20 protein-coding genes are annotated in these 21,576 nt (G+C 48.7%); 9 read left to right on the top strand and 11 right to left on the bottom strand.

Annotation, left to right across the window (positions count from 1 at the left end):
• Positions 1 to 2: 2 nt before the first annotated feature.
• The 5 genes from GWC95_RS09600 to GWC95_RS09620 all read right to left on the bottom strand — a co-directional run bounded on the left by GWC95_RS09600 (position 3) and on the right by GWC95_RS09620 (position 4,074).
• On the bottom strand, positions 3 to 764 hold the full coding sequence (locus GWC95_RS09600; protein WP_161818486.1) for a hypothetical protein: 762 nt from the start codon (positions 762 to 764) through the stop codon (positions 3 to 5).
• 2 nt (positions 765 to 766) lie between these two features.
• The gene (locus GWC95_RS09605) at positions 767 to 1,138 is read right to left on the bottom strand and encodes a dihydroneopterin aldolase (protein ID WP_161818487.1); all 372 of its coding nucleotides are present in this window, start codon (positions 1,136 to 1,138) and stop codon (positions 767 to 769) included.
• A gap of 100 nt (positions 1,139 to 1,238) precedes the next feature.
• Positions 1,239 to 2,180, bottom strand: coding sequence for a thioredoxin-disulfide reductase (trxB, locus tag GWC95_RS09610; protein ID WP_161818488.1), 942 nt, complete (start codon positions 2,178 to 2,180; stop codon positions 1,239 to 1,241).
• Positions 2,181 to 2,259: 79 nt separating this feature from the next.
• The gene (locus GWC95_RS09615; RefSeq protein ID WP_161818489.1) at positions 2,260 to 3,141 is read right to left on the bottom strand and encodes a DUF4249 family protein; all 882 of its coding nucleotides are present in this window, start codon (positions 3,139 to 3,141) and stop codon (positions 2,260 to 2,262) included.
• Positions 3,142 to 3,216: 75 nt separating this feature from the next.
• Positions 3,217 to 4,074 (bottom strand): sigma-70 family RNA polymerase sigma factor, encoded by an 858-nt coding sequence (locus GWC95_RS09620; protein WP_161818490.1) that lies wholly within the window; start codon positions 4,072 to 4,074, stop codon positions 3,217 to 3,219.
• 254 nt (positions 4,075 to 4,328) lie between these two features.
• On the opposite strand from GWC95_RS09620, the gene GWC95_RS09625 reads away from it, so the two are divergent.
• The 3 genes from GWC95_RS09625 to GWC95_RS09635 are packed head-to-tail and all read left to right on the top strand — an operon-like array spanning position 4,329 to position 7,575.
• Complete coding sequence (locus GWC95_RS09625) at positions 4,329 to 5,342, top strand: threonine aldolase family protein (RefSeq protein ID WP_161818491.1); 1,014 nt, start codon at positions 4,329 to 4,331, stop codon at positions 5,340 to 5,342.
• A gap of 33 nt (positions 5,343 to 5,375) precedes the next feature.
• On the top strand, positions 5,376 to 7,037 hold the full coding sequence (gene pgi / locus GWC95_RS09630; RefSeq protein WP_161818492.1) for a glucose-6-phosphate isomerase: 1,662 nt from the start codon (positions 5,376 to 5,378) through the stop codon (positions 7,035 to 7,037).
• A gap of 46 nt (positions 7,038 to 7,083) precedes the next feature.
• Positions 7,084 to 7,575, top strand: a complete 492-nt coding sequence (locus tag GWC95_RS09635; RefSeq protein WP_161818493.1) for a GNAT family N-acetyltransferase — start codon at positions 7,084 to 7,086, stop codon at positions 7,573 to 7,575.
• A gap of 69 nt (positions 7,576 to 7,644) precedes the next feature.
• On the opposite strand, the gene GWC95_RS09640 is transcribed toward GWC95_RS09635, so the two are convergent.
• Entirely contained in the window at positions 7,645 to 8,130 is a 486-nt protein-coding gene (locus GWC95_RS09640) for a DUF3276 family protein (protein ID WP_161818494.1), read from the bottom strand.
• A gap of 219 nt (positions 8,131 to 8,349) precedes the next feature.
• Between GWC95_RS09640 and GWC95_RS09645 the strand changes: the two genes are divergently transcribed.
• Positions 8,350 to 8,826: a DinB family protein gene (locus GWC95_RS09645; RefSeq protein WP_161818495.1), complete on the top strand. Its 477-nt coding sequence runs from the start codon at positions 8,350 to 8,352 to the stop codon at positions 8,824 to 8,826.
• 115 nt (positions 8,827 to 8,941) lie between these two features.
• Positions 8,942 to 9,127, top strand: a complete 186-nt coding sequence (locus tag GWC95_RS09650) for a hypothetical protein (RefSeq protein ID WP_161818496.1) — start codon at positions 8,942 to 8,944, stop codon at positions 9,125 to 9,127.
• On the opposite strand, the gene GWC95_RS09655 is transcribed toward GWC95_RS09650, so the two are convergent.
• From GWC95_RS09655 to glf (GWC95_RS09675), 5 genes are all read right to left on the bottom strand, one after another.
• A complete protein-coding gene (locus tag GWC95_RS09655; RefSeq protein WP_161818497.1) occupies positions 9,128 to 10,336 on the bottom strand; it encodes a family 1 glycosylhydrolase in 1,209 nt (402 codons plus the stop codon). It abuts the gene before it with no gap.
• A 15-nt stretch (positions 10,337 to 10,351) separates the two neighbouring features.
• Positions 10,352 to 12,487 (bottom strand): family 1 glycosylhydrolase, encoded by a 2,136-nt coding sequence (locus GWC95_RS09660; RefSeq protein WP_161818498.1) that lies wholly within the window; start codon positions 12,485 to 12,487, stop codon positions 10,352 to 10,354.
• Complete coding sequence (glf, locus tag GWC95_RS09665) at positions 12,462 to 13,598, bottom strand: UDP-galactopyranose mutase (protein WP_161818499.1); 1,137 nt, start codon at positions 13,596 to 13,598, stop codon at positions 12,462 to 12,464. Before glf (GWC95_RS09665) ends, GWC95_RS09660 begins: the two co-directional genes overlap by 26 nt.
• Positions 13,599 to 13,612: 14 nt before the next feature.
• A complete protein-coding gene (locus GWC95_RS09670) occupies positions 13,613 to 14,716 on the bottom strand; it encodes a glycosyltransferase family 1 protein (protein WP_161818500.1) in 1,104 nt (367 codons plus the stop codon).
• 267 nt (positions 14,717 to 14,983) lie between these two features.
• Positions 14,984 to 16,072, bottom strand: a complete 1,089-nt coding sequence (gene glf / locus GWC95_RS09675) for a UDP-galactopyranose mutase (protein ID WP_161818501.1) — start codon at positions 16,070 to 16,072, stop codon at positions 14,984 to 14,986.
• A gap of 261 nt (positions 16,073 to 16,333) precedes the next feature.
• On the opposite strand from glf (GWC95_RS09675), the gene GWC95_RS09680 reads away from it, so the two are divergent.
• The 4 genes from GWC95_RS09680 (at position 16,334) to GWC95_RS09695 (ending at position 21,574) form a co-directional block, all read left to right on the top strand.
• On the top strand, positions 16,334 to 17,587 hold the full coding sequence (locus GWC95_RS09680) for a PAS domain-containing sensor histidine kinase (RefSeq protein WP_161818502.1): 1,254 nt from the start codon (positions 16,334 to 16,336) through the stop codon (positions 17,585 to 17,587).
• The gene (locus tag GWC95_RS09685) at positions 17,565 to 18,614 is read left to right on the top strand and encodes a response regulator (RefSeq protein WP_161818503.1); all 1,050 of its coding nucleotides are present in this window, start codon (positions 17,565 to 17,567) and stop codon (positions 18,612 to 18,614) included. The genes GWC95_RS09680 and GWC95_RS09685 overlap by 23 nt, the downstream gene beginning before the upstream one ends.
• Before the next feature lie 141 nt (positions 18,615 to 18,755).
• Positions 18,756 to 19,154, top strand: a complete 399-nt coding sequence (locus GWC95_RS09690) for a hypothetical protein (RefSeq protein WP_161818504.1) — start codon at positions 18,756 to 18,758, stop codon at positions 19,152 to 19,154.
• On the top strand, positions 19,151 to 21,574 hold the full coding sequence (locus tag GWC95_RS09695; RefSeq protein WP_161818505.1) for a heavy metal translocating P-type ATPase: 2,424 nt from the start codon (positions 19,151 to 19,153) through the stop codon (positions 21,572 to 21,574). The genes GWC95_RS09690 and GWC95_RS09695 overlap by 4 nt, the downstream gene beginning before the upstream one ends.
• Positions 21,575 to 21,576: the final 2 nt, after the last annotated feature.

Below are 21,576 nucleotides of genomic sequence, written 5' to 3' on the forward strand. Positions count from 1 at the left end.
GTTTATTGCATGGAAGCCAGCAACCTCGCTCCTTCCGCTTTCAGCGCCACATCATCTGCCGTGCGGGTCGGGAGTTTTACGAGCCTGTTCAGGGTTTCGATGGCCTGTGCGGGTTTGTGATCATCTTTGTAGGCTTTGGCGAGGTCGAGATAGTTGGCAACAAAATAAGGTTCCAGTGTTTTGCATTTTTCCATGAACTGGATGGCCAGCTCAAGGGTTCCCTCGGGAAGTCCGCCATAGAGTATTTTCACAGCTGCTTTTTTCAACCCGGATAGATTGGCCATTTCATAGTTCCATTTTCCCATGGTATAATTGGCTTTGGCGTGGTTGGAGTTGATGGCAAGGGCCTTGTCTGTATACTTCTTTACATCGCGCACATAGGCCACGAGTTTTTTGTTTTCTGTTTCCACATCCGTCATCTTCCCCGATGCCATGGCCATTGCGTATGATGCGTCGGCCTGGTTGCTGTCTGCCATATATGCCCTGTTGGCAAATGCGAGTGCGGTTTCGAAATAAAGGCGTTTTGTATTCTTATCGTTCTGCCTGCCGCCGATGGATGCATTGAGTTCACTGCTTTTCACCAGTGCCTTCAGGTTGGTTGGTTCCTGCAGCAGCACGGCTTTGTATTTTTCCAAAGCCTCGTTTTCTTTTTGTGTCTTTTCGAGGTTGTCTGCCTCTTTCAGCAATACATTGACATCCTGCGCGTGCAAACCAGTGGCTGCGAGAAAAAGGAAAACGGGTAAAATAAATTTCATCATCTTCATGGTTACAGGTCTTTTCTTTTCAGTTCAAAACCAACGCCTACACTCCCACGCGCATGCATGTAAGAAATAGGCGGGTACATTTTGCGTATCGAAATAAACACTTCTTCCGCCAACGTAAACCGAATTAAGATTTCTTTCGCAATTTCCGTCACCACGGTCTCCAGCAATGGCGTCGGTATTTCCATCCGCCGGCGCACCAGTTCATACACGGCCACATAATCAATTGTATCATCCAACCGTTTAACCGGCAATTCCGGGGGCGCATGTTTCACAACAACGTTCAGCTCAAAATGATTGCCCAATATCTTTTCTTCCTCGTATAAACCGTGGTAGGCGAAAAAGTGAAGATTATGGAGGCTTATTGTTAATAACAAACTCACTTAGGAATTAGAAATTAGGAATTAGTAATTAGGAATTAGTAATTAGGCATTCATCATAACCAGTAATTATAAATTCCTAATTACTAATTACTAATTAATATTTCGCACTTAGGTATCTTTCCGCATCCAACGCAGCCATACAGCCGCTGCCGGCGGCGGTTACGGCCTGGCGGTAGTTTTTGTCCTGCACATCGCCCGCTGCAAAAACGCCTTCGAGGTTGGTTTTCGACGTGCCGGGTTCTGTGAGGATGTAGCCGGTTTCATCCATGTTGATGTAACCTTTGAAGATATCGCTGTTCGGTTGGTGACCGATCGCAACAAAGAAACCGCTGATCGGGATCTCCGTGGCCTCCTGTGTCTGGTTGTTGCGTATGCGAACGGCTTCTACTTTTTTCTCACCCAATATCTCCTCCGTATCCGAGTTCCAGTATACTTTGATGTTAGGCGTGGCAAGCACGCGGTCCTGCATCACTTTGCTTGCACGCATTTTGTCTTTGCGGATGAACATATGCACCGTGGTACAAAGCTTCGAAAGATAGATCGCTTCCTCTGCCGCCGTATCGCCCGCACCAACGATCGCCACTTCTTTACCACGGAAAAAGAAACCATCGCAAACCGCGCAGGCGCTCACGCCAAACCCGTTGAGCCTTTCTTCGCTGGGCAGACCCAGCCATTTTGCCGAGGCGCCGGTGCTGATGATCACCGCATCGGCTTCGATCAGTTTCTCCTCATCTATCCAAACCTTATAGGGCTGCACACTGAAATCAACTTTCGTGGCCAGTCCGTAACGGATGTCGGCGCCCATGCGCGCTGCCTGTTTTTCAAAATTGACCATCATCTCCGGGCCCTGTATACCTTCGGGATAACCCGGGTAGTTTTCTACTTCGGTGGTGATGGTTAACTGACCGCCCGGCTGGATGCCCTGGTACAATACCGGTTTCATGTTTGCCCTGGCTGCATAAATAGCAGCAGTGTAGCCTGCCGGACCCGAGCCTATGATCAATACATGTACTTTTTCTGTTGCCTCATTTGCCATACTGTGGTGTTGTTATTTTATACGGACAAAAATATTGATCCGTTTCAGTTATCTGGTTTTGGTTTTACACAACTGTTTTCTATTTGGGGATAATCAGCGTTTTGTACTGCGATGCATATCCGCAAAAAGAACCTAGCCCTCCATTGCTGATGTTACCCAGTACTTTCCCCGGTGTTGAGAACGGGTTGCCAACGGATTGGTAACTGAATTCCCAGGTACGCCAGAAATCGTATGTGGCCTTGTCTATGTTGCTGTGCCGCACCGTTATCGTATCTCCGCGTTTGAAATACCCCGCTTCTTCACGGGTGGGTTTTTCGTTTTTATTATAGCCCTTGTCAACCTGGATATCATACGTTACCCCGTCGATGATCTGGTCGTCGTACACGCTGTTCCTGCCCGGGAAAAAATCCTGCTGCCCCACTTTGGTATAATAACGGATGTAATTCCCATATCCCGGCGGATCGGTTACCCGCGCCATTAATACAACCTTGGAAGTGTCGCTATTGTTCGGTGCGGGCTTCCACCAAAGCGAATCTATTTTTTTGGCGAGCAGCGGTATGGTGGTGGATGCATTGTATACCTTCCCCCCCGTTTCTATCTGCAGGTCGTATTTCTTCCCGTATTCCCCAAACAATGGTGTTGAAGTGGTAACGCTGATGCCGTAGTAATAAAAGTAAAAACCGCCGGGCAGCTGTACCGCGAACTCGGTGAGGGGATACACTTTTGTTCCCGCGGTGATGGTCACTTTTGCGTTGTGCACATACGTGTTGTTGAGCGTGGCCGCATCGACCGTAGAGAAATAGTCGAGCGAATTGGACAATACAACAACCGGGGATTGTGTGCTTTCGATCTGGGCCTCAACCACCAGTTTTGGCTCCTGCTTATCGGTATGCAGTTCAACATCCTTTTCGCAGGAAGCGAACAAGGCCGCAAGGCATAAAAAAGGAATCCATGTTTTCATGTACAGATTTTTCACCGCTTACTAAAAACCCCTCTGTTTGGGCAGAGGGGTTTTATATCAATATCAATAATTTCATTATCCCAGGTATGCCTTCAGTGCATTGCTGTAACGTGCTTTCTGCAGGCGTTTGATCGCTCTTTCCTTGATCTGGCGGATGCGTTCTTTTGTAAGATCGTATTTCATACCGATCTGTTCGATGGTAACGCCGTTCTCGCCGTCGAGGCCAAAATAAGCGTTTACGATCTCGGCTTCACGCGGACTCAATGATTTCAGCACGCGGCGGATCTCTTCGCGGAGCGAATCTTTCATTACGTCTTCGTCTGTATCGTCAGAACCTTCCAGCAAGTCGCCCATTGCCACGTCTTCTGCTTCGTGCACGGGTGCGTCGAGGGAAGTATGGCGGGTATTGCTCTGGAAAATATTGTTGATCTCTGTCTCGCTCATTTCGAGGATCTCGGCCAGTTCTTCGGTAGATGGTTCGCGTTCGTGTTCCTGTTCAAAAGCCATGTATGCCTTGTTGGCCTTGTTATAGGTGCCGATCTTGTTCTGCGGCAAACGAACCAGCCTTCCCTGTTCGGCCAAAGCCTGGAGAATCGACTGGCGGATCCACCATACGGCGTACGAAATGAATTTGAAACCCTTGGTTTCGTCGAAACGCTGTGCGGCTTTGATCAGACCCAGGTTTCCTTCATTGATAAGGTCACTCAGGGAAAGGCCCTGGTGCTGGTATTGCTTGGCAACCGATACCACGAAACGTAAGTTAGCCTGAACCAGCTTATCCAATGCGCGCTGATCGCCCATCTTGATCCTCTGTGCCAGCGTGGTTTCCTCTTCAGGAGTGATCATAGGGATCTTCGAAATCTCCTGTAAGTATTTTTCAACGGCTTGAGAATCACGGTTGGTGATCTGGGTTGCGATTTTGAGCTGCCTCATGTTTTCTAATTACGTATTTATATATAAACGACTAAAAGACCCTGATTGTTTTACAAACGCTGGAAAGAAATTCGTTAAAGTTAAAACGCTCCGTTCAGAGGAACGCAAAGGTACGAACGAACACCCGATTTTTCACCCTTTTGTGGAAAAACTTGGCATAATGAGTAAAAAAACGAGGTAATTACCGCATTATCTGCATAATTATCCGCAAACGGTTGCTATAAGAACTTCAGTTCGAATTATCTTCGCTGGCTATGATCGATTTCCGTTCCGACACCGTTACACGCCCCACCCCACCCATGATCGATGCCATGATGCGCGCCGCCGTTGGCGACGATGTGTTTGGCGAAGACCCATCGGTTAACCACCTCGAACGTATGTGCCATACCCTTTTTGGCATGGAAGCGGCGATATTCTGCCCGAGCGGAACGATGACCAACCAGATAGCTATCAAATGTCATACCCAACCCGGCGATGAAGTGATCTGCGACCGCCTCTCCCATGTTTACCAATACGAAGGGGGCGGTATCGCCTTCAATTCCGGGGCATCGGTACGGTTGATCGAAGGCGACCGGGGAAGAATTACCGCGGAACAGGTAAAGGAAGCCATCAACCCGAACGATGTGCACAAACCGGTCTCGTCGCTGGTTTCACTAGAGAACACAGCCAACCGTGGCGGCGGAGCTTGTTATGATTTTGCTGATATTCAATCTATTAAAGAAGTTTGTTTACAAAATAATTTAAAGCTGCACCTGGATGGCGCCCGTTTATTCAACGCCCTGGTAGCAAAGAATGAGACGTTCAGGCAATACGGCGAGGTATTTGATTCTATATCCATCTGCCTGAGTAAGGGATTGGGCACGCCTGTTGGGAGCGTATTGATCGGCACCAGGCAACTGATCGCCAAGGCGAGGCGCATCCGTAAGATCTTCGGCGGCGGCATGCGTCAGGCGGGTTTCATGGCCGCCGCGGGCATCTATGCGCTCGAACACCATGTGGCGCGTTTGGCCGATGATCACAGGCACGCACAGGAAATAGCAACGGCACTGCGCGGGAAAGATTTTGTGGGCGAGATCCTGCCGGTAGAGACCAATATCATTATATTCGGAATCAAAGGACGGTATACCGCGCCGGAACTGGCTGCCAGGATGAAAGAAGAAGGTATCTTCGTGATCGCCATCTCACCCACCCAGATAAGGATCGTTGTTCACCTCGATATCCATCCGCAGGATGTGAAAAAGACCATCGATGTGATCAACTCATTGTAGAATTTTTGCGGACAGAATATAATCAGCACAGCTATGTTACCCAGAATCAATCCAACGAATACCCAGGCCTGGTTTTTATTGAAGAAACACCACGAAGAAGAAATGAGCCGGCGGCACATGCGCGACCTGTTTGCACAGGACGCGGATCGTTTCCAGAAATTTTCTTTGCAGTTGGGTGATGTCCTTTTTGATTATTCAAAAAACATCATCAACCAGAAAACATTACAGCTTCTCCTGCAACTCGCAGAAGACTGCAAACTGAAAGAGGCCATACACGATATGTTTGCCGGCATCAGGATCAATGAAACCGAAAACCGGTCTGTATTACATACGGCCCTTCGTAATTTTTCCGATACGGCCATTCTTGTTGAGGGAAAGGACATCATGCCCCGCATCCGGAAAGTACAGGAGCACATGAAAGATTTCTGTGAGAAGATCCACAGCGGCGCCTGGAAAGGTTATACGGGTAAAAAAATAAGGTACATCGTAAACATAGGCATCGGCGGAAGCGACCTCGGCCCTTATATGGTTACCGAAGCGCTGCGCCCTTACTGGAAAGACGATATCCAGTCCTATTTCGTGAGCAATGTAGACGGCACGCATATTTCCGAAACACTGAAGAAAGTGAACCCGGAAGAAACCCTTTTCCTGGTTGCTTCCAAAACGTTTACCACGCAGGAAACCATGACCAATGCGCATACCGCGCGCGAATGGTTCCTTGCTTCGGCGAAAGATGAGAAACAGGTGGCCAAACATTTTGCCGCACTCAGCACAAATGAAAAAGAAGTTACCGCTTTCGGCATCGACAAGGCAAACATGTTCGAGTTCTGGGATTGGGTTGGCGGCCGGTATTCGCTCTGGAGCGCCATCGGCCTTTCGATAGCCCTCACGATCGGTTACTCCAATTTTGAATCGTTGCTGAAAGGTGCCTTCGAGGTTGACGAGCATTTCCGCAAGGAAAAGTTCGACAGGAACATCCCGGTGCTCATGGCATTGATCGGTATCTGGTACACCAACTTTTTCGGGGCGCAAAGCGAGGCGATACTTCCGTACGACCAGTACATGCACCGTTTCCCCGCGTATTTTCAGCAGGGCAATATGGAGAGCAACGGCAAGAGCATAGACCGCAGTGGTAACCCTGTGAATTACACAACAGGTCCCGTGATCTGGGGCGAACCGGGCACAAACGGCCAGCACGCATTTTACCAGCTGATTCACCAGGGAACAACCATGATCCCCTGCGATTTTATAGCACCGGCGATCAGCCATAACCCGGTTGGTGATCACCACGTAAAACTCCTCTCCAACTTCTTTGCGCAAACCGAGGCATTGATGAATGGAAAATCAGAGAACGGCGTGAAAGTGGAACTGATGAAAGCCGACAAGAAAGAAGACGAGATCAAAAAACTCGCCCCGTTTAAAATATTTGAAGGGAACAAACCAACGAATTCGTTTCTTATCAAACAGATCACCCCGCAAACGCTGGGCAGCCTGATCGCTTTGTACGAACACAAAATATTTGTGCAGGGCGTGATCTGGAACATCTTCAGTTTTGATCAATGGGGTGTTGAACTGGGCAAACAACTTGCCAACGCCATCTTACCCGAACTGGAGAACGAAGATGCAGTGACATCGCACGACGGTTCTACAAACGGGCTGATCAATGCGTATAAAAATTTCAGGGTAGCCGAATGATTTACGGGAGACGAAAGTCTCCCTTTTTAATTTGATACTTATCCAAATGCAAGATATCAACATTCGCCCCATACAGCCGGGAGACAATCCTTTCATTGCCTCCATTATCCGTAAGGCGCTTGAAGAATTCAACGCCAACAAATGCGGAACGGTATATTTCGACGACTCTACCGATCATCTGTTTGAGCTGTTTGATTCCACTCCCCGAAGCGCCTACTTTGTTGCAGAGAGAGACGGCAGCCTTCTGGGCGGCGCCGGCATTTTTCCTACAGAGGGCTTGCCTGGTGGTACTTGTGAACTTGTTAAAATGTACCTGTCGGCAGATGCACGGAACATGGGACTGGGAAGGAAGATGATCGACCAGTGTCTTGCCACCGCAAAAGAAAAAGGCTACACCTCCGTTTACCTTGAAACCATGCCGGAGTTGAAAAAAGCGGTAAGCGTGTACGAAAAATTCGGTTTCCATTACCTCGACAAACCAATGGGTAACTCGGGCCACAACGGTTGCGATATATGGATGATCAGGGACTTGGTGTGAAGCAAAAAAAAGCCCGGTGAAACATCACCAGGCTGGTATTTTGTTACAAAGCTTTGGTTAAAAGCTGGATTACCATTTATCTACTTCCTCAGAAGCCAGGCTTCCACCACCCGCGTCTGCTGCAGGCGCAACGGTTGGTTCGTTGATGGATACAACCGGGGTAGCTTCCACCGTTTCCACCACTTCGTCAACTGCCGTTTCTGATACAACCGCAACCATTTCGCGAACATCGCCGTTTTCGTTGCTTTCGCCTTCACCATCGTTGTATTCGTGGTTGAATGCATCGAAATCAAAATCGGGCATGAGGTCTGTTTTTACATAATCTACTGCCTCACCCAATGCCTTGATAAACTTATTGAAATCTTCTTTGTAGAGGAAAATCTTGTGCCTGTCGTAACCATTGTCGTCAAAGCGCTTACGGCTTTCTGTAATGGTCAGGAAATAATCGTTACCACGGGTAGCCCTTACATCAAAAAAATAGGTTCTTCTTTTACCGGCCCTGATCCGTTTACTGTAAACACTTTCCATTTTCTTGTCGTTGTTCTCGTACGCCACAGCTATTAGTTTTGGTTTTAAAGTGTTACAAATATAGGGATGTTTATGAATTACCAAAATTTAAGAAATACTGAAAAAAGCAGCCTTGCAAGGGTTTAAATGAAACAAACGATTGTATGCATACGACGGGTTGTTTGCCTGAAAACCATACAAAAGACAGGTTTCGAGATGGTGGTATTCATTTTGTTGCCGGGATGATTAATACCTATCTTACCTTTTATGAAGATCACAGCCCACATTGCCCAGCATTTACTTGATGTATATACGGGCGGAAACTGGACAGAAGTAAGCGTTGCCGATGCACTTGCCGGACTTTCTTATACGCAGGCTTCAACCGTTACGGCCGCTTCTCCCAATTCCATCGCAGCCATTGTTCACCATCTTGCATACTGGAACAAGGTTATGATCAGCCGCATCGGAGGAGAAAACCCAATAGTGCCCGAGGCAAACGGGTTCGATGTTGGATCGCTGGGTAACGATGTTGAATGGAAAAAACTGATCAGGGAGATGCTCGTTTCTGCCAGTGAACTTGCGGTTGCCACCAGGGATGTGCCGGAGGAAACACTGGAACTGCCGATCGTTGCGGGCGGTTCCTCCACCTACAAGAACCTGCAGGGCTCGGTGGAGCATGTTCATTACCACCTCGGGCAAATCGTGATCATCAAGAAATTGTTGACCGGTTCATCCACATTCTGAAAAATTTGTGGAACGGGCAGGGTTCCCGGTTATTAATTTCCACTATTTCAGTTCTATTCATACGGAGAAAAAACGGTACAATATTGGCGGGTTATAAAATACAACCTTGCGAAATATGAAAAACAGGAAACGTTTGAAGAAGATATTGGTGCAACACATCAGTTCGGGCCAAAGCGCCTGGGAACGTGTTTTAACCAACACAGTGCTCCCTCCCAAACAGAACGATGATGCCCGCGCCTACACACTGTTCTCATCTTTTACTGCTGATATCATTAAACAGAATACTGTTTTTACACGCTGATCATAAATTATGAAAGACAAGCCCGTAGCTTTCTTCCATGATGATGTCTTTCCAGTTTACGATCAGATCCTTGAATGCCTGTCCAACAGGCATTATTTTCCTGTCCAGGTCGTAGAGCCCTAATTCGTTCACATTGCCATTGTCTTCGCGCAGCGCCGTATCCCAATCCACCTGGTGCAACAGGCTGTACCAGGTAAACCCGATGATGGGCACGCCATCGTGTTTCAACCGGTGAACATTGGCCCACTGTTTCAATAGCCACTCAGTACAGGCCGGCATCTTAATATTGGTTTCGGTGTGCATGATGGGTAAGCGGTAGCGTTTGTAATATTGGTTGGTGATCACATAATATCCAAAGATCTCACCCGAAGCCTGTGTGCATCCGTCCGGGTGAACGAGGTGTTCATTGGTTACATAATAATCGTTGCCCATGATGCAACGTGCTTTCACCTGGTTAAGGGTGAACCATTCGTATTCTTCTTTGGTCATGCCGTTTGAGAGCAGGTATTCGTACATGGAAACGTTCAACGGGTATCCATACGTAAGATCGAGCGAAAGAAATCTTTTCTGGTTCAGGAACCTTGCGATGGGCCTGGCGCGTGGATCGATGGCGTGAAAATATTCCGACGATTCGCTTTGAATAAACGCGGCCTCCGGTTGCACGGCCAGAATTGCCTGCATGGCCATTACGTTTGCTTTGCAGATGTGTTTGAGCGCCGTAACAAAGGCAAAATCAGAACACAGCCTTTCGTTCCACCAGCCGTATTGTGCCGAGAACATGGCAGTGATAAAGATCTCGTTCACCGGTGTGTACAGGGTAAGATATGGGAACCGCGCCGCAAAAGCGCCGGCGTATTCGGCAAAAAGTTCCGGGAACGCGGGGTTTTGAAAATTGCCGATCCAGTCGGGTACACCAAAATGACAAAGGTCAACGATGGGTGTGATATCGAGCTCCTTCAGCCGGTTGAATGTTTCATCCGCAAAGGCCCAATCGTATTTCCCGGGAGCGAGATGTGTTTTGTAATACGGAACCCCATAACGCAGGAACTCGATGCCGGTCTCTTTTACGAGGTCAAAATCTTCGCGCCACCTGCGGTAGTGGTCGGTTTTCTCCATTTCGTCTACGCGCTTCGTGCTTCCATCGGGTAACTGAATGGTTGGATAGCTGTTCTCAATCCCTGTTGTGAACATGAATTTATTGCCTGCCATGCTGGATGATTTGAATTAAGCGATCTTTTCTTTAAAGTATCGTTCTATTGCATCTTCGAGTTTGGGTAAAACAATTCCTTTGTCGCTCTTCAACGCGCTGTACAAAGGGCGGGCGGCTTTCAGGTTCATGTCTTCTGCGGTGCAAAAGGTCAGCCCATCGGATTTATGACCGCCCCGGAAGGCGATTTCCCTTGCAAAATCGGACCATGAAATACCCCCTTCGTTGGAAACATGCCACACTCCTTTTTCACCGTCGATCAACAGGTCGAGTGAGGTATGAACCAGGTCGGGAACATAGGTTGGCGACACTGTGCCCTCGGCAATAACAGGGCAACAATCGTTCCGTTGTAGTTTCTGAAGCACCTGTGTTGCAAAATTATATTGGTCCCAGGGCCCAAAGAATGCACTGGTGCGGATCACGAGCGAATCTGCGTTTTCCCTCGACACGAGCGTTTCACCCGCCGCCTTGCTGTTGCCGTAAACATTCAGCGGATGCACCGCATCAGTTTCTGTATAGGGATCTTTTTTCTGCCCTGAAAAAACAAGGTCGCTGGAGAACGAAACATACCGTGCATCGTGCTCACCCGCAACGCGCGCCAGTGTTGCTGCGCCGTAAGTGTTGATGCGGTAACAGTTTTCTGCATCGGTTTCCGCTGCATCCACATTTACGTAACCACTTGTATTGACCACCGCCCACGGACGATACCTGCGCAATACAGCGGCCACATCCTGTTCGTTGTTAATGTCTATGTCTTCCCTTGATAAAGAAACAAAATGCAAACCCCTTGCCGCGCATAACCGCGCAAATGCCTGCGCCAGTGTTCCTGATTTCCCGATTATGAGCAATGGTGTATGCGCATCGTTACGCACGCCTTGAGTACCCACATGTTCACGATGCCACCACCCTTTTTCTTCAAGTACAGGATGGTGAAACGGTTGGTTGGCCGCAATGGCATGCACCATTTTACCGATTGCCGTTTTTCTTGTCTTCCCGTTGCGTATGTCGTAGCAACCACTTTCGTAGTTCAGGCGCCTGCGGGTTAAGAGGCTGTCCCAGTCGAACGACCCCAGCATCGACCATACCGTTACGGCCCGGATATCTGTTCCTTCCGCCCTGAGCTCGCAACAAGAGTCGTAGGTTTCTTTGAGCCATCGCAGCTGTTCTTCCCGCGTGCAGCCAAGGTGAACCTCGGTAACTGCCAGCGGCGCCTGTACCTGTTGCGCCGCCTCGCTCAACAATTGTTTGATGCCCTGCAAAGGCTGCACACGAACGGCTTCCACATCTACATACCTGTGCCGGCCGTTGCCGCCATGCATGCAGGATGGATAGCGATCTATGTCTGCATCAAGAAACCGCTCCGAAGTAACATAATAATTGAAACCACATACATCGGGTACACAGGGATGCTGTATAAAAAAACGGAGGTCTTCTTTGGATATCCCGTGCTTAATAAAATAGTTGTAAAGTTTATGAGACCAGTCTACACGGCCACACAGCAGATCATACGTAAGCCAGCGCCGCTGGTTTTCAAAATCAACCTGGTATTGCAGTTCGCTGCTGCCAAAACATTTGGCAAGGTCTTCTGTCTGCACAAGCTTGGCATCCGGGTTGATCTTCCTGATCGCTTCCATACAAAGTACAACTGCTTTCAGCTGGTTGATGAGCATCTGTAAAAAAGAGCGGTCGTCGCTTTTGTGCGGGTACCACAAGCCATACAATCCACTGAACCGCGCTGTGGTAAGCGGTTCGTTCACAGGTGTGTAATATTCGATCCATGGAAACCGCTGCGCCACTTTCTCGGCATAGGCAGCCAGTTTCCGGGGGAAACCGGCATCGCTGAGGTTAGTGAATGCGGGGCCGCTTCCATGATGCAGCAGTCCCACGATGGGCTTTATCTTTTTTTCTTCGAGGATATTCAATTGTTTCCCGCTCCACGACCAGTCGATACAACATCCTTCCACCGGCTCATGCTTTTCCCAAAGCACAGGAAACCGCAAGGCGCTGATACCCGAACGCGCCAGTTCGGGTATCAGCGTCTCTCTCGTGTACACATCGCCCGATCGCAACTGGTCGTTGAACGTGTCTCCAACCCGGTTGATCGTAGCTTCGATCCCACCCCAGATCTCAGGCGCGGATATTCTGTTTTTCATTCACCTGCGTTTCTGCGTTTAAAACTTGCTGCTGTATTTTTTTAAACAGCGTTAGCGATTGTGCAACCACCTGGTCCATATTGTAATACTTATACGTTGCCAGTCTTCCCGTGAAATATACATTGGGCGTGGTGGCTGCGAGCAACTGGTATTTCCGGTAGATCTCCGCGTTCTCTGCAGTAGGGATCGGGTAGTACGGATCGCCTTCAGCGCGTGGGAACTCATACACTACCGATGTTTTATCGTGTTGCTGGCCCGTCAGGTATTTGAATTCTGTGATCCGTGTAAACGCCTGCTCGTTTGGATAATTTACCGTTCCCGTTGGCTGGAACACGGGTTTGTTTACCGTTTCATGTTTGAACTCGATGGAACGGTATGGCAGTTTGCCATAACAGTAATCAAAATAACTGTCTACCGGCCCTGTATAAATGATGTTCCTGAACGGGATCATATCCAGGATCTCTTTGTAATCCGTATTGAGCATGATCTTGATGTTCTCATGCGCAAGCATTTTATTGAACATTGCTGTATAGCCATGCAACGGCATCACCTGGTAAGTATCTGTGAAATAACGGTCGTCTTTATTCGTCCTGATCGGCACCCGCGCAGTTACCGATGCATCGAGTTCTGAGGGATCCATGTCCCACTGTTTCTTTGTATAATTCTTAAAGAATTTTTCATACAACTCTTTGCCTACCCTGCTCAATACCACGTCTGCCGATGTTCTTACAGGCACTATGGTTTCTGCGCGTTCTTTGAGGAACTGCTCCACCTGGTCGGAGCTAAGGTTCAGTCCGTACAAGGTATTGATGGTATTCAGGTTGATCGGTATCGGAACGAACTGCCCATCCACCGAACCCAGTACTTTGTGCTCATACACACGCCATTCTGTAAACTGGCTAAGGTATTCGAACACCTCGCGTGAGTTGGTGTGAAAAATATGCGGGCCGTATTTGTGCACAAGAATGCCCGCCTCATCATAATAATCGTATGTATTGCCGCCAACATGGTTTCTTTGGTCTACCAGTAATATCTTTTTACCGGTCTTTGCCAGTCTTTCTGCCATCACACTTCCGGCGAGGCCCGCTCCTACAACAAGATAGTCGAACATAGATGCTTCTTTTTTTAGTTAAACGATCCCATTAATTTTTGCTCGATGAGCTTCCGCATGGCGCCGCAGGTATTGTCCCACGAGTTGCCCTCCAGGAAACCATCCACTTTTTCAAGCCATGCCGCACGATCGGCCCTGTTGAGTTCTTCTTCTGCCTTTTCAATGAACTCTTTCGCTGAAGAAACAATATGCACCAGGCCATTCTCGCCATACGGCGTCACTACATCCCTGATGGCTGTAGAGATCACCGGTTTGCCGGCCGCCAGGTATTCGGGTGTTTTTGTTGGGCTGATGTACCTCGTGGATTCGTTGAGTGCGAAAGGAATGGTAGCGATGTCCCAGCCACTGATGTACGATGGGAGATCGGCATAATTTTTCTGCCCGAGGTAATGGATGTTCTTCAACCGCGGTAATGTTTCCGGATCGATCTTTACCACGGGCCCGATCAGAACAAAATGCCAGTCTGGTTTTTTCTCGGCCACTTTTTTTACAAGATCGATATCGAACCTTTCATCAAGCACTCCAAAAAATCCAAAACGCGGGTGCGGGATGTCTTGTTGATCAAGAGGTTCATCCTTACAGATGCGCGCCTTTGCAAAATGTTCTTTCTCTATGCTGCTGGGAAAGGCATGTACGTTCCTGTGTTTTTGTTTTTTGGCCTGGTACAGGCTGTGGCCACCGGTAAACACAATGTCTGCGCGGGAGAAGAGCTCCGATTCAAAATCGATCAGCTCTTTTGGCGCAAACCTGAACGCCGACAACTCATCCATGCAATCAAAAATGGTTACGCGGGGTTGAAGGTGTCTTGTAAAGGGAAGTGCCATGGGTGTATAATACCAGAGGCCGAAATTCCTGATCGTATAATCGCTCCATACCTTGTGAACCACGTTGCGCTGGAAGCTGTGCGCTTCTTCTGTTCCATGTCCCGCTTTTGTATGTGGTGTAACCACGAGCACGTTTTCGTTGCTCATGTGCACTTCAATACGGTCTTCGGGTTCGTTGAAATAAGGTTCCTCAACATAAAATACGCGCTGGTATTTTGCCATTCTGCCGAGCAGGTGTTGTGGGCGCTGGAAAACAAAGTTCCAGCGAAGGTGTGAAAAACAAACAAGGTCCATGGTAGTAGTTTAATCGTTAGTGGATCATCATCACTAACATATAGACAAAACTGTGCCTTGTATTTTTCTACAATTTAGGTTTGGTGTGGAGAACGCAGGTTACGGAAGATGATTCGATGTGTGCGCAGTGAAAAACAAAACAATTCCAGTTGGTTATTTCATAAAAAGGGCATTTGCCCTCCCGGGCCAACAAACGGTGCTGACTCAAAAGCCCGCAGAAATATTTCTACAAATCCTGATGGCCGAGGCTCTTGTTGTTCGGGATGATCAAAGGTGCTGAATCTTTTTGAACAGCGTTAATGCCTGTGCAACCACCTGGTCCATGTTGTAATATTTATAGGTGGCGAGCCTCCCTGTAAAAAACACGTTCGGCGTATTGTCTGCCAGTGCCTGGTACTTACGGTAGATCTCCGCATTGGCCGTAGTGGGGATCGGGTAATAGGGATCTCCCTCTGCCCGCGAAAACTCGTATACGATCGAGGTCTTTTCGTGTGCCTGCCCTGTTAAATATTTGAACTCAGTGATCCGCGTAAAGGCCTGTTCATTCGGGTAATTAACCGTTCCCGTTGGCTGGAACACTTGCTGGTCCAGGGTTTCGTGTTTGAATTCTAGCGAGCGGTACGGAAGTTTGCCGTAACGGTAATCGAAATAACTATCAACCGGCCCGGTGTAAACGATGTTTTTGTATGGAACCTGGCCAATGATGTCTTTGTAATCTGTATTCAACCGCGTCTCGATGTTTTCATGCGACAGCATTTTCTCAAACATCGCAGTATAGCCGTGCAGGGGCATTACCTGGAAGGCGTCGGTAAAATAGCGGTCGTCCTGGTTGGTGCGTACCGGCACGCGTGCCGTTACGGAGGCATCGAGTTCCGACGGATCGAGGTCCCATTGTTTCTTTGTATAGTTCTTAAAGAATTTTTCGTAGAGCTCCCTTCCCACCCTGCTCAGCACCACATCGGCAGATGTTCTGACGGGAATGATGGGTTCTGCGCGCGACCTGAGAAATTCTTCCATTTCCTCAGAATCGAGGTGCCAACCATACAGCAGGTTGACGGTGTTTAAGTTGATGGGTATCGGAACCAGTTTACCATCTACCGAACCCAACACCTTGTGTTCGTATGGGCGCCATTCGGTAAACCGGCTGAGGTAATCGTAAACTTCAGGTGAGTTGGTGTGAAAGATATGGGGCCCGTATTTATGAACGAGTATCCCCGCTTCATCGTAATGATCATAGGCATTGCCCCCCACGTGGCCCCTTTTGTCAACAACCAGGATCTTCTTCCCGGTACCGGCGAGCCTTTCTGCCATCACACTGCCGGCAAACCCCGCGCCTACCACGATATAGTCAAACATAAATACCCTGCTTTTAATTTCCTTCGCCAAGGTAATAAATGTTTCCCATCAGCGGTTTTTATCATGTATTAAGCGGAACAACTTCATTTGAAATGCTTAATTGGACAAACAAAAATCATCGGGCTAAAAAAGATTGAATGGCCGGGATGACCTGAGTCATCAGAAAACATGATCTTCGTCATGTTTCGCCAAACACCGTTGAACAACCTTTAATTTATTTATTTAATTTCAACATCGATAAACCTGGTGAAAACGATCTCAATGAAACACCTCCAGCAATTTGAGGCCCTTTTTAATCATGCCACCATTGGCATTATACTATGCAACAAAGATGCTGAGATCATCAACTTCAATGCACAGGCAGAAACGCAGTTCGGTTATAAGAAGGAGGAACTGGTCGGGAAAAAGATAGAGGTGCTGCTGCCGCAGAAATACCGTGGTTCGCATGTCCAGGACAGGAACCGTTTCTATGCCCATCCCGAAAACAAGGTGATGGGGCACGGCCGCGACCTGCATGGGCAAAAAAAGGACGGCGCTGAATTCCCTGTTGAAGTGAGCCTTAGCCATTACAGGGATGAAGACAATATTTATGCGATCGCATTTGTGATAGACATCACCGTCCGTAAAAACAATGAAATAGCCGTAAACCGCCACCGCGAAGAACTGCAGGAGATCACCCGCCAGGTAACGCTGCTCAACAGCGATCTGGAACAGAAAGTGGAGAACCGCACCAAGATGCTCCGCGAAACACTGGCCGAACTGGAGAAATCGAAAAAAGAAGTGACGGAGGCGCTGGAAAAAGAAAAAGAGCTGGGCGACCTCAAAAGCGGTTTTGTGACCATGGCGAGCCACGAGTTCAGGACACCACTGAGCACTATTTTATCATCGGCCTTCCTGCTGAGTAAATACAATGGCCCGGACGATGAGGACAAACGGGAAAAACACATCAACCGCATCAAAGACGCGGTGAATGATATGAAATCGATCCTTGAAGATTTTCTTTCGCTGGGAAAACTGGAAGATGGCCTGGTAAAAGCAAAAACGGCAGATTTTTCCGCGGCCGAATACAGGGAAGAGCTGCAGCATACCATCGAAGGCATGATGCAGATCGCAAAACAGGGGCAGCGGATCGCTTTCAGTCATGAAGGTGAAAGCGATATCCGCGTAGACATCTCCCTGTTGAAGAACATCATCATCAACCTTTGTTCCAATGCGATTAAGTTTTCGCCCGCGAACGGGAACATAGAAGTGCGTTCGCTGAACAACGGGCCGATGCTTACCGTAAGCGTAAAAGACAATGGCATCGGCATATCGGAAGAGGACCAGCAGCATCTGTTTGAACGTTTTTTCCGGGCAAAGAATGCAGTGAACATACAGGGAACAGGATTGGGATTGCACATCATATCAAAATACGCAGAGCTGCTGAATGCATCAATCTCGCTGAGGAGCGAACTGGGCAACGGCACCGAATTCACCATTTCAATACCGCAAAATGAAAAAGATCTTACTGGTTGAAGACAACGATGAAGTAAGGGAAAACACGGCAGAGATCCTCGAGCTCTCCAACTATACCGTAAACACTGCGCCGGATGGAAGGGCCGGTGTTGAACTTGCGCTCCAGGATCCCCCCGACCTGATCATATGCGATATCATGATGCCTGTGCTCGATGGGTACGGCGTATTGCACGCACTTGGAAAACATTCGGAGACGGCGGGCATCCCCTTCATATTCCTCACCGCGAAATCGGAAGCATCGGATTTCCGCAAAGGAATGGGGCTGGGTGCAGACGATTACATTACCAAGCCATTTGACGGAACCGAGCTGTTGAATGCAGTAGAGGCAAGGTTAAAAAAATCAGCCGCACTCAGGCAAAAGTTCAGCCAGGATGCAAACGGTGTGAGCGCTTTCCTACAGAACGCGGGGCACACATCCGGTGTAAGGCTTACGTCGGAAGAAAGGGAAGTGAACGATTACAGGAAGAAGCACATCCTTTACTCGGAAGGACAGCGCCCTGTTGCGGTCTATTTCGTGGTCAGCGGTAAGGTAATGGTGCGCAGAAGCAATGAAGACTCGAAAGAATTTGTAACGGATATTTTTGTTGCCGGCGATTTTATCGGTTACACCGCGATACTGGAAGACATCAACTACAAGGAAACCGCCGAGTTTCTCGAGGATTCCGAACTGATGATCATACCCCGGAAAGATTTTCTGGAACTGATCAACAGCAACCACGAAGTGGCCAGCCAGTTCATCAAATTACTGGCAAGAAACGTGGGCGACAAGGAAGAGCGGTTGCTCAACCTTGCCTACAATTCACTGCGAAAAAAAGTGGCCAATGGATTGCTGCAGGTGGCGGAAAAATTCAAGGGCAACGACAAAGTGATCGAGATCTCACGCGAAAACCTCGCGAACGTGGTTGGCTCGGCCACCGAATCGCTGATCAGGACCTTAAGCGATTTTAAATCCGAAAAACTGATCGACCTGAAAGGAAGCAAGATCATTATCCTGAACGAACAGAAGCTGGCCAACCTGGTTAGCTAAACGCCCCGTTAACGGGTAAAAAAGCACCGGCCTGCCGGTGCTTTTTTAGTTTGCCACTGCCCCACCCTGACCATCTTCACCGCCAAACATGACAACAATCATTTTTCAGTCCTTTTCTTCCCGGCAATTTTGTTGTTGATTATGCAAAGCAATAACACGACATTGAACATAGACCGGGCGACAAAGATATCCGACATACAGGAATGGTTCACCGGCAGATTTGCCTTTCTCAAACTCGAGTTTTTCAGGAACCGGCACCTCGCGAAAAAAGAGGTTCGCGGGCCTGGGGAACTGGCGTTGCGGAGTGACGTATTGACCCATGCAAATATCGCGATCGATGGCAAATGGACCGTGATCGATGTGGAAAACCTCTTCCTGACCGAAGCGGGACTGTACGTACAGATCTTGCGACGATCGGGTAACCTGTGGATAGAAACCACGTTTACAGAAGACTGGACACTTGACCAGCAAAACCACGAAGGCGAACTGTTGAGCGCCGTTTACACCTCTCCTGCCGACCTCAATAAAGCAAAACCATGAGCGCCGCCCAAATAAAAACTGCCACCTGTTACCACTGCGGCGATGAATGTGCGGGGCACCCGATACATGCGCACAACAAAGACTTTTGCTGCCAGGGCTGCTTATCGGTTTACGAGATATTGAGTAAAAGCGGGATGTGCGATTACTACGACATCACCAAAAACCCCGGCGTATCGCGCAAGACATTGGTAAGAAAAGACAAGTTCGCGTTCCTTGACCAGAAAGACATTGTTGCTTCGCTGATCAGTTTTCGCGATGAGAAAGAGACGCATGTAACCTTCCATCTTCCGCAGATCCACTGCAGCAGCTGTTTGTGGCTGCTCGAAAACCTGCACAGGTTAAACAAGGATGTGCAGAGCTGCCGGGTGAACTTTGTAAAGAAAGAAGCTACGGTTGTGTTCAACCACCGCACCACATCGCTGCGCGGGGTTGCCGAATTGCTTACGGGCATTGGATACGAACCCTACATCAGCCTGCAGCAACTTTCCAAACGCAGCACATTCTTTAACCGGGGTAAAATATTAAAACTGGGGGTTGCGGGGTTTTGTTTTGGCAACATCATGCTCTTCAGTTTCCCTGAATACCTGGGGATAGACATACACGAAGGATCGCTGGTGATCATGTTCCGCTACCTGAATCTTTTGCTGAGCCTGCCTGTATTGTTCTACAGCTCTTCTGAGTTTTACCTCAGCGCATGGAAAAGCCTCCGGCATGGCTTCCTCAATATAGACGCACCTATTGTGCTCGCCACTCTTGTAACCTTTGGGAGAAGTTTGTACGAGGTGCTGAGCGGAACCGGAAGCGGTTATTTTGATTCGATGTCGGGCATCGTTTTTTTCATGCTGATCGGGCGGGTGTTACAGGATAAAACCTATGAGCAGCTTGACTTTGAGCGCGATTACACTTCCTTCTTTCCGATAGCCGCCACACGCGTCGTCAACGGCGAAGAGGAGATCGTTACCCTGCCGGGCATCAGGCTCAATGATACCTTGTTGCTGCACCACCACGAACTCGTGCCTGCCGACGGCATCCTTACCAGGGGCTGGGCGGTGATCGATTACAGTTTTGTTACGGGCGAAAGTGTTCCGGTGGTAAAAGAAATGGGCGAGATCGTTTACGCGGGCGGCAAACAGCTCGAGGGCAACATCGAGATCCTTGTGATCCACGAAGTAAACCAGGGATACCTCACCCGTATCTGGAACAGGAGCGACAATACCGCTCCAAAAAACAGGAATGGCTCTTTTGTGAACCTGCTCAGCCGCTACTTCACCATTCTTTTGTTTTCGATAGCCGCCCTGTCTGCGTGCTACTGGTATTTCCACGCTCCTTCGGCGATAGCCAACGTGGTCACTTCTATTTTGATCGTTGCCTGTCCGTGTGCATTGCTGCTCAGCAATACTTTCACCAACGGAAATATTTTGCGCATACTGGGCAGAAAAGGTTTTTACCTGCGCAATGCGCAAACGATCGAAGAGATCGGCGATGTGGATCACATCGTATTTGACAAAACCGGTACACTCACCAGCAACCGTGAACCGCATATACAGTACGATGGCAAACCACTCAGCGCATTGCTGAAAAAACAGGTAACATCGCTCGCCAAGCAATCCTCGCACCCCGTGAGCCGCATCATTGCCGGCTGGCTGGGCAACAACGGGAAGATGAGCGTGCTGGCGTTCAAAGAAGTTCCGGGAATGGGTATTGAAGGTATTGTGGAGGAGGACCTGATCAGCCTGGGTTCTTCTTTCTTTATCACCGGCAAACACGAATACGACGCAACCGGTTCCTGTGTTTTTCTTTCGGTTGAAGGCGAACACTGGGGCACCTTCAGGATCAGCAACCGTTACCGCGAAGACGTGCCCCTGTTGCTGAAAAACCTGCAGAAAAAATACAGCATCTCCATTTTGAGCGGCGACAATGCGGCGGAGCTTCCTTACCTGCAGGGATTGCTGGGTATGGATACGCATATTCTCTTTAACCAAAGTCCGGCAGGCAAATTAGACTACATCAAAGACCTTCAATCAAAAGGCCACAAGGTAATGATGGTTGGCGATGGCCTCAACGATGCCGGCGCATTGAAACAGGCCGATGCGGGCATTGCCGTTTCAGACAACCAGAACAACTTCACTCCTGCCAGCGATGGCATACTCAAAGCGGAGGCGCTTACGCAGCTCGACCGTTTTATCAGGATGTGCAAGGCAAACCGCGTGATCGTGCTTTCCGCGTTTATTGTATCGATACTTTATAACATCATCGGTTTATCATTTGCCGTGCAGGCACAGTTATCGCCCATGATCGCTGCGGTATTGATGCCTGCCAGCAGCCTCAGTATACTGCTCATCGCTTACGGTTGCAGCAACATGGTTGCGCGCCGGTTAAAGCTCGCCGCAAAAACTGACGACAATCAGGTATTTGCTTGAGA

Origin of the sequence: Sediminibacterium roseum, from assembly GCF_009939005.1 — a bacterium.
GTDB classification, from domain to species: domain Bacteria; phylum Bacteroidota; class Bacteroidia; order Chitinophagales; family Chitinophagaceae; genus Sediminibacterium; species Sediminibacterium roseum.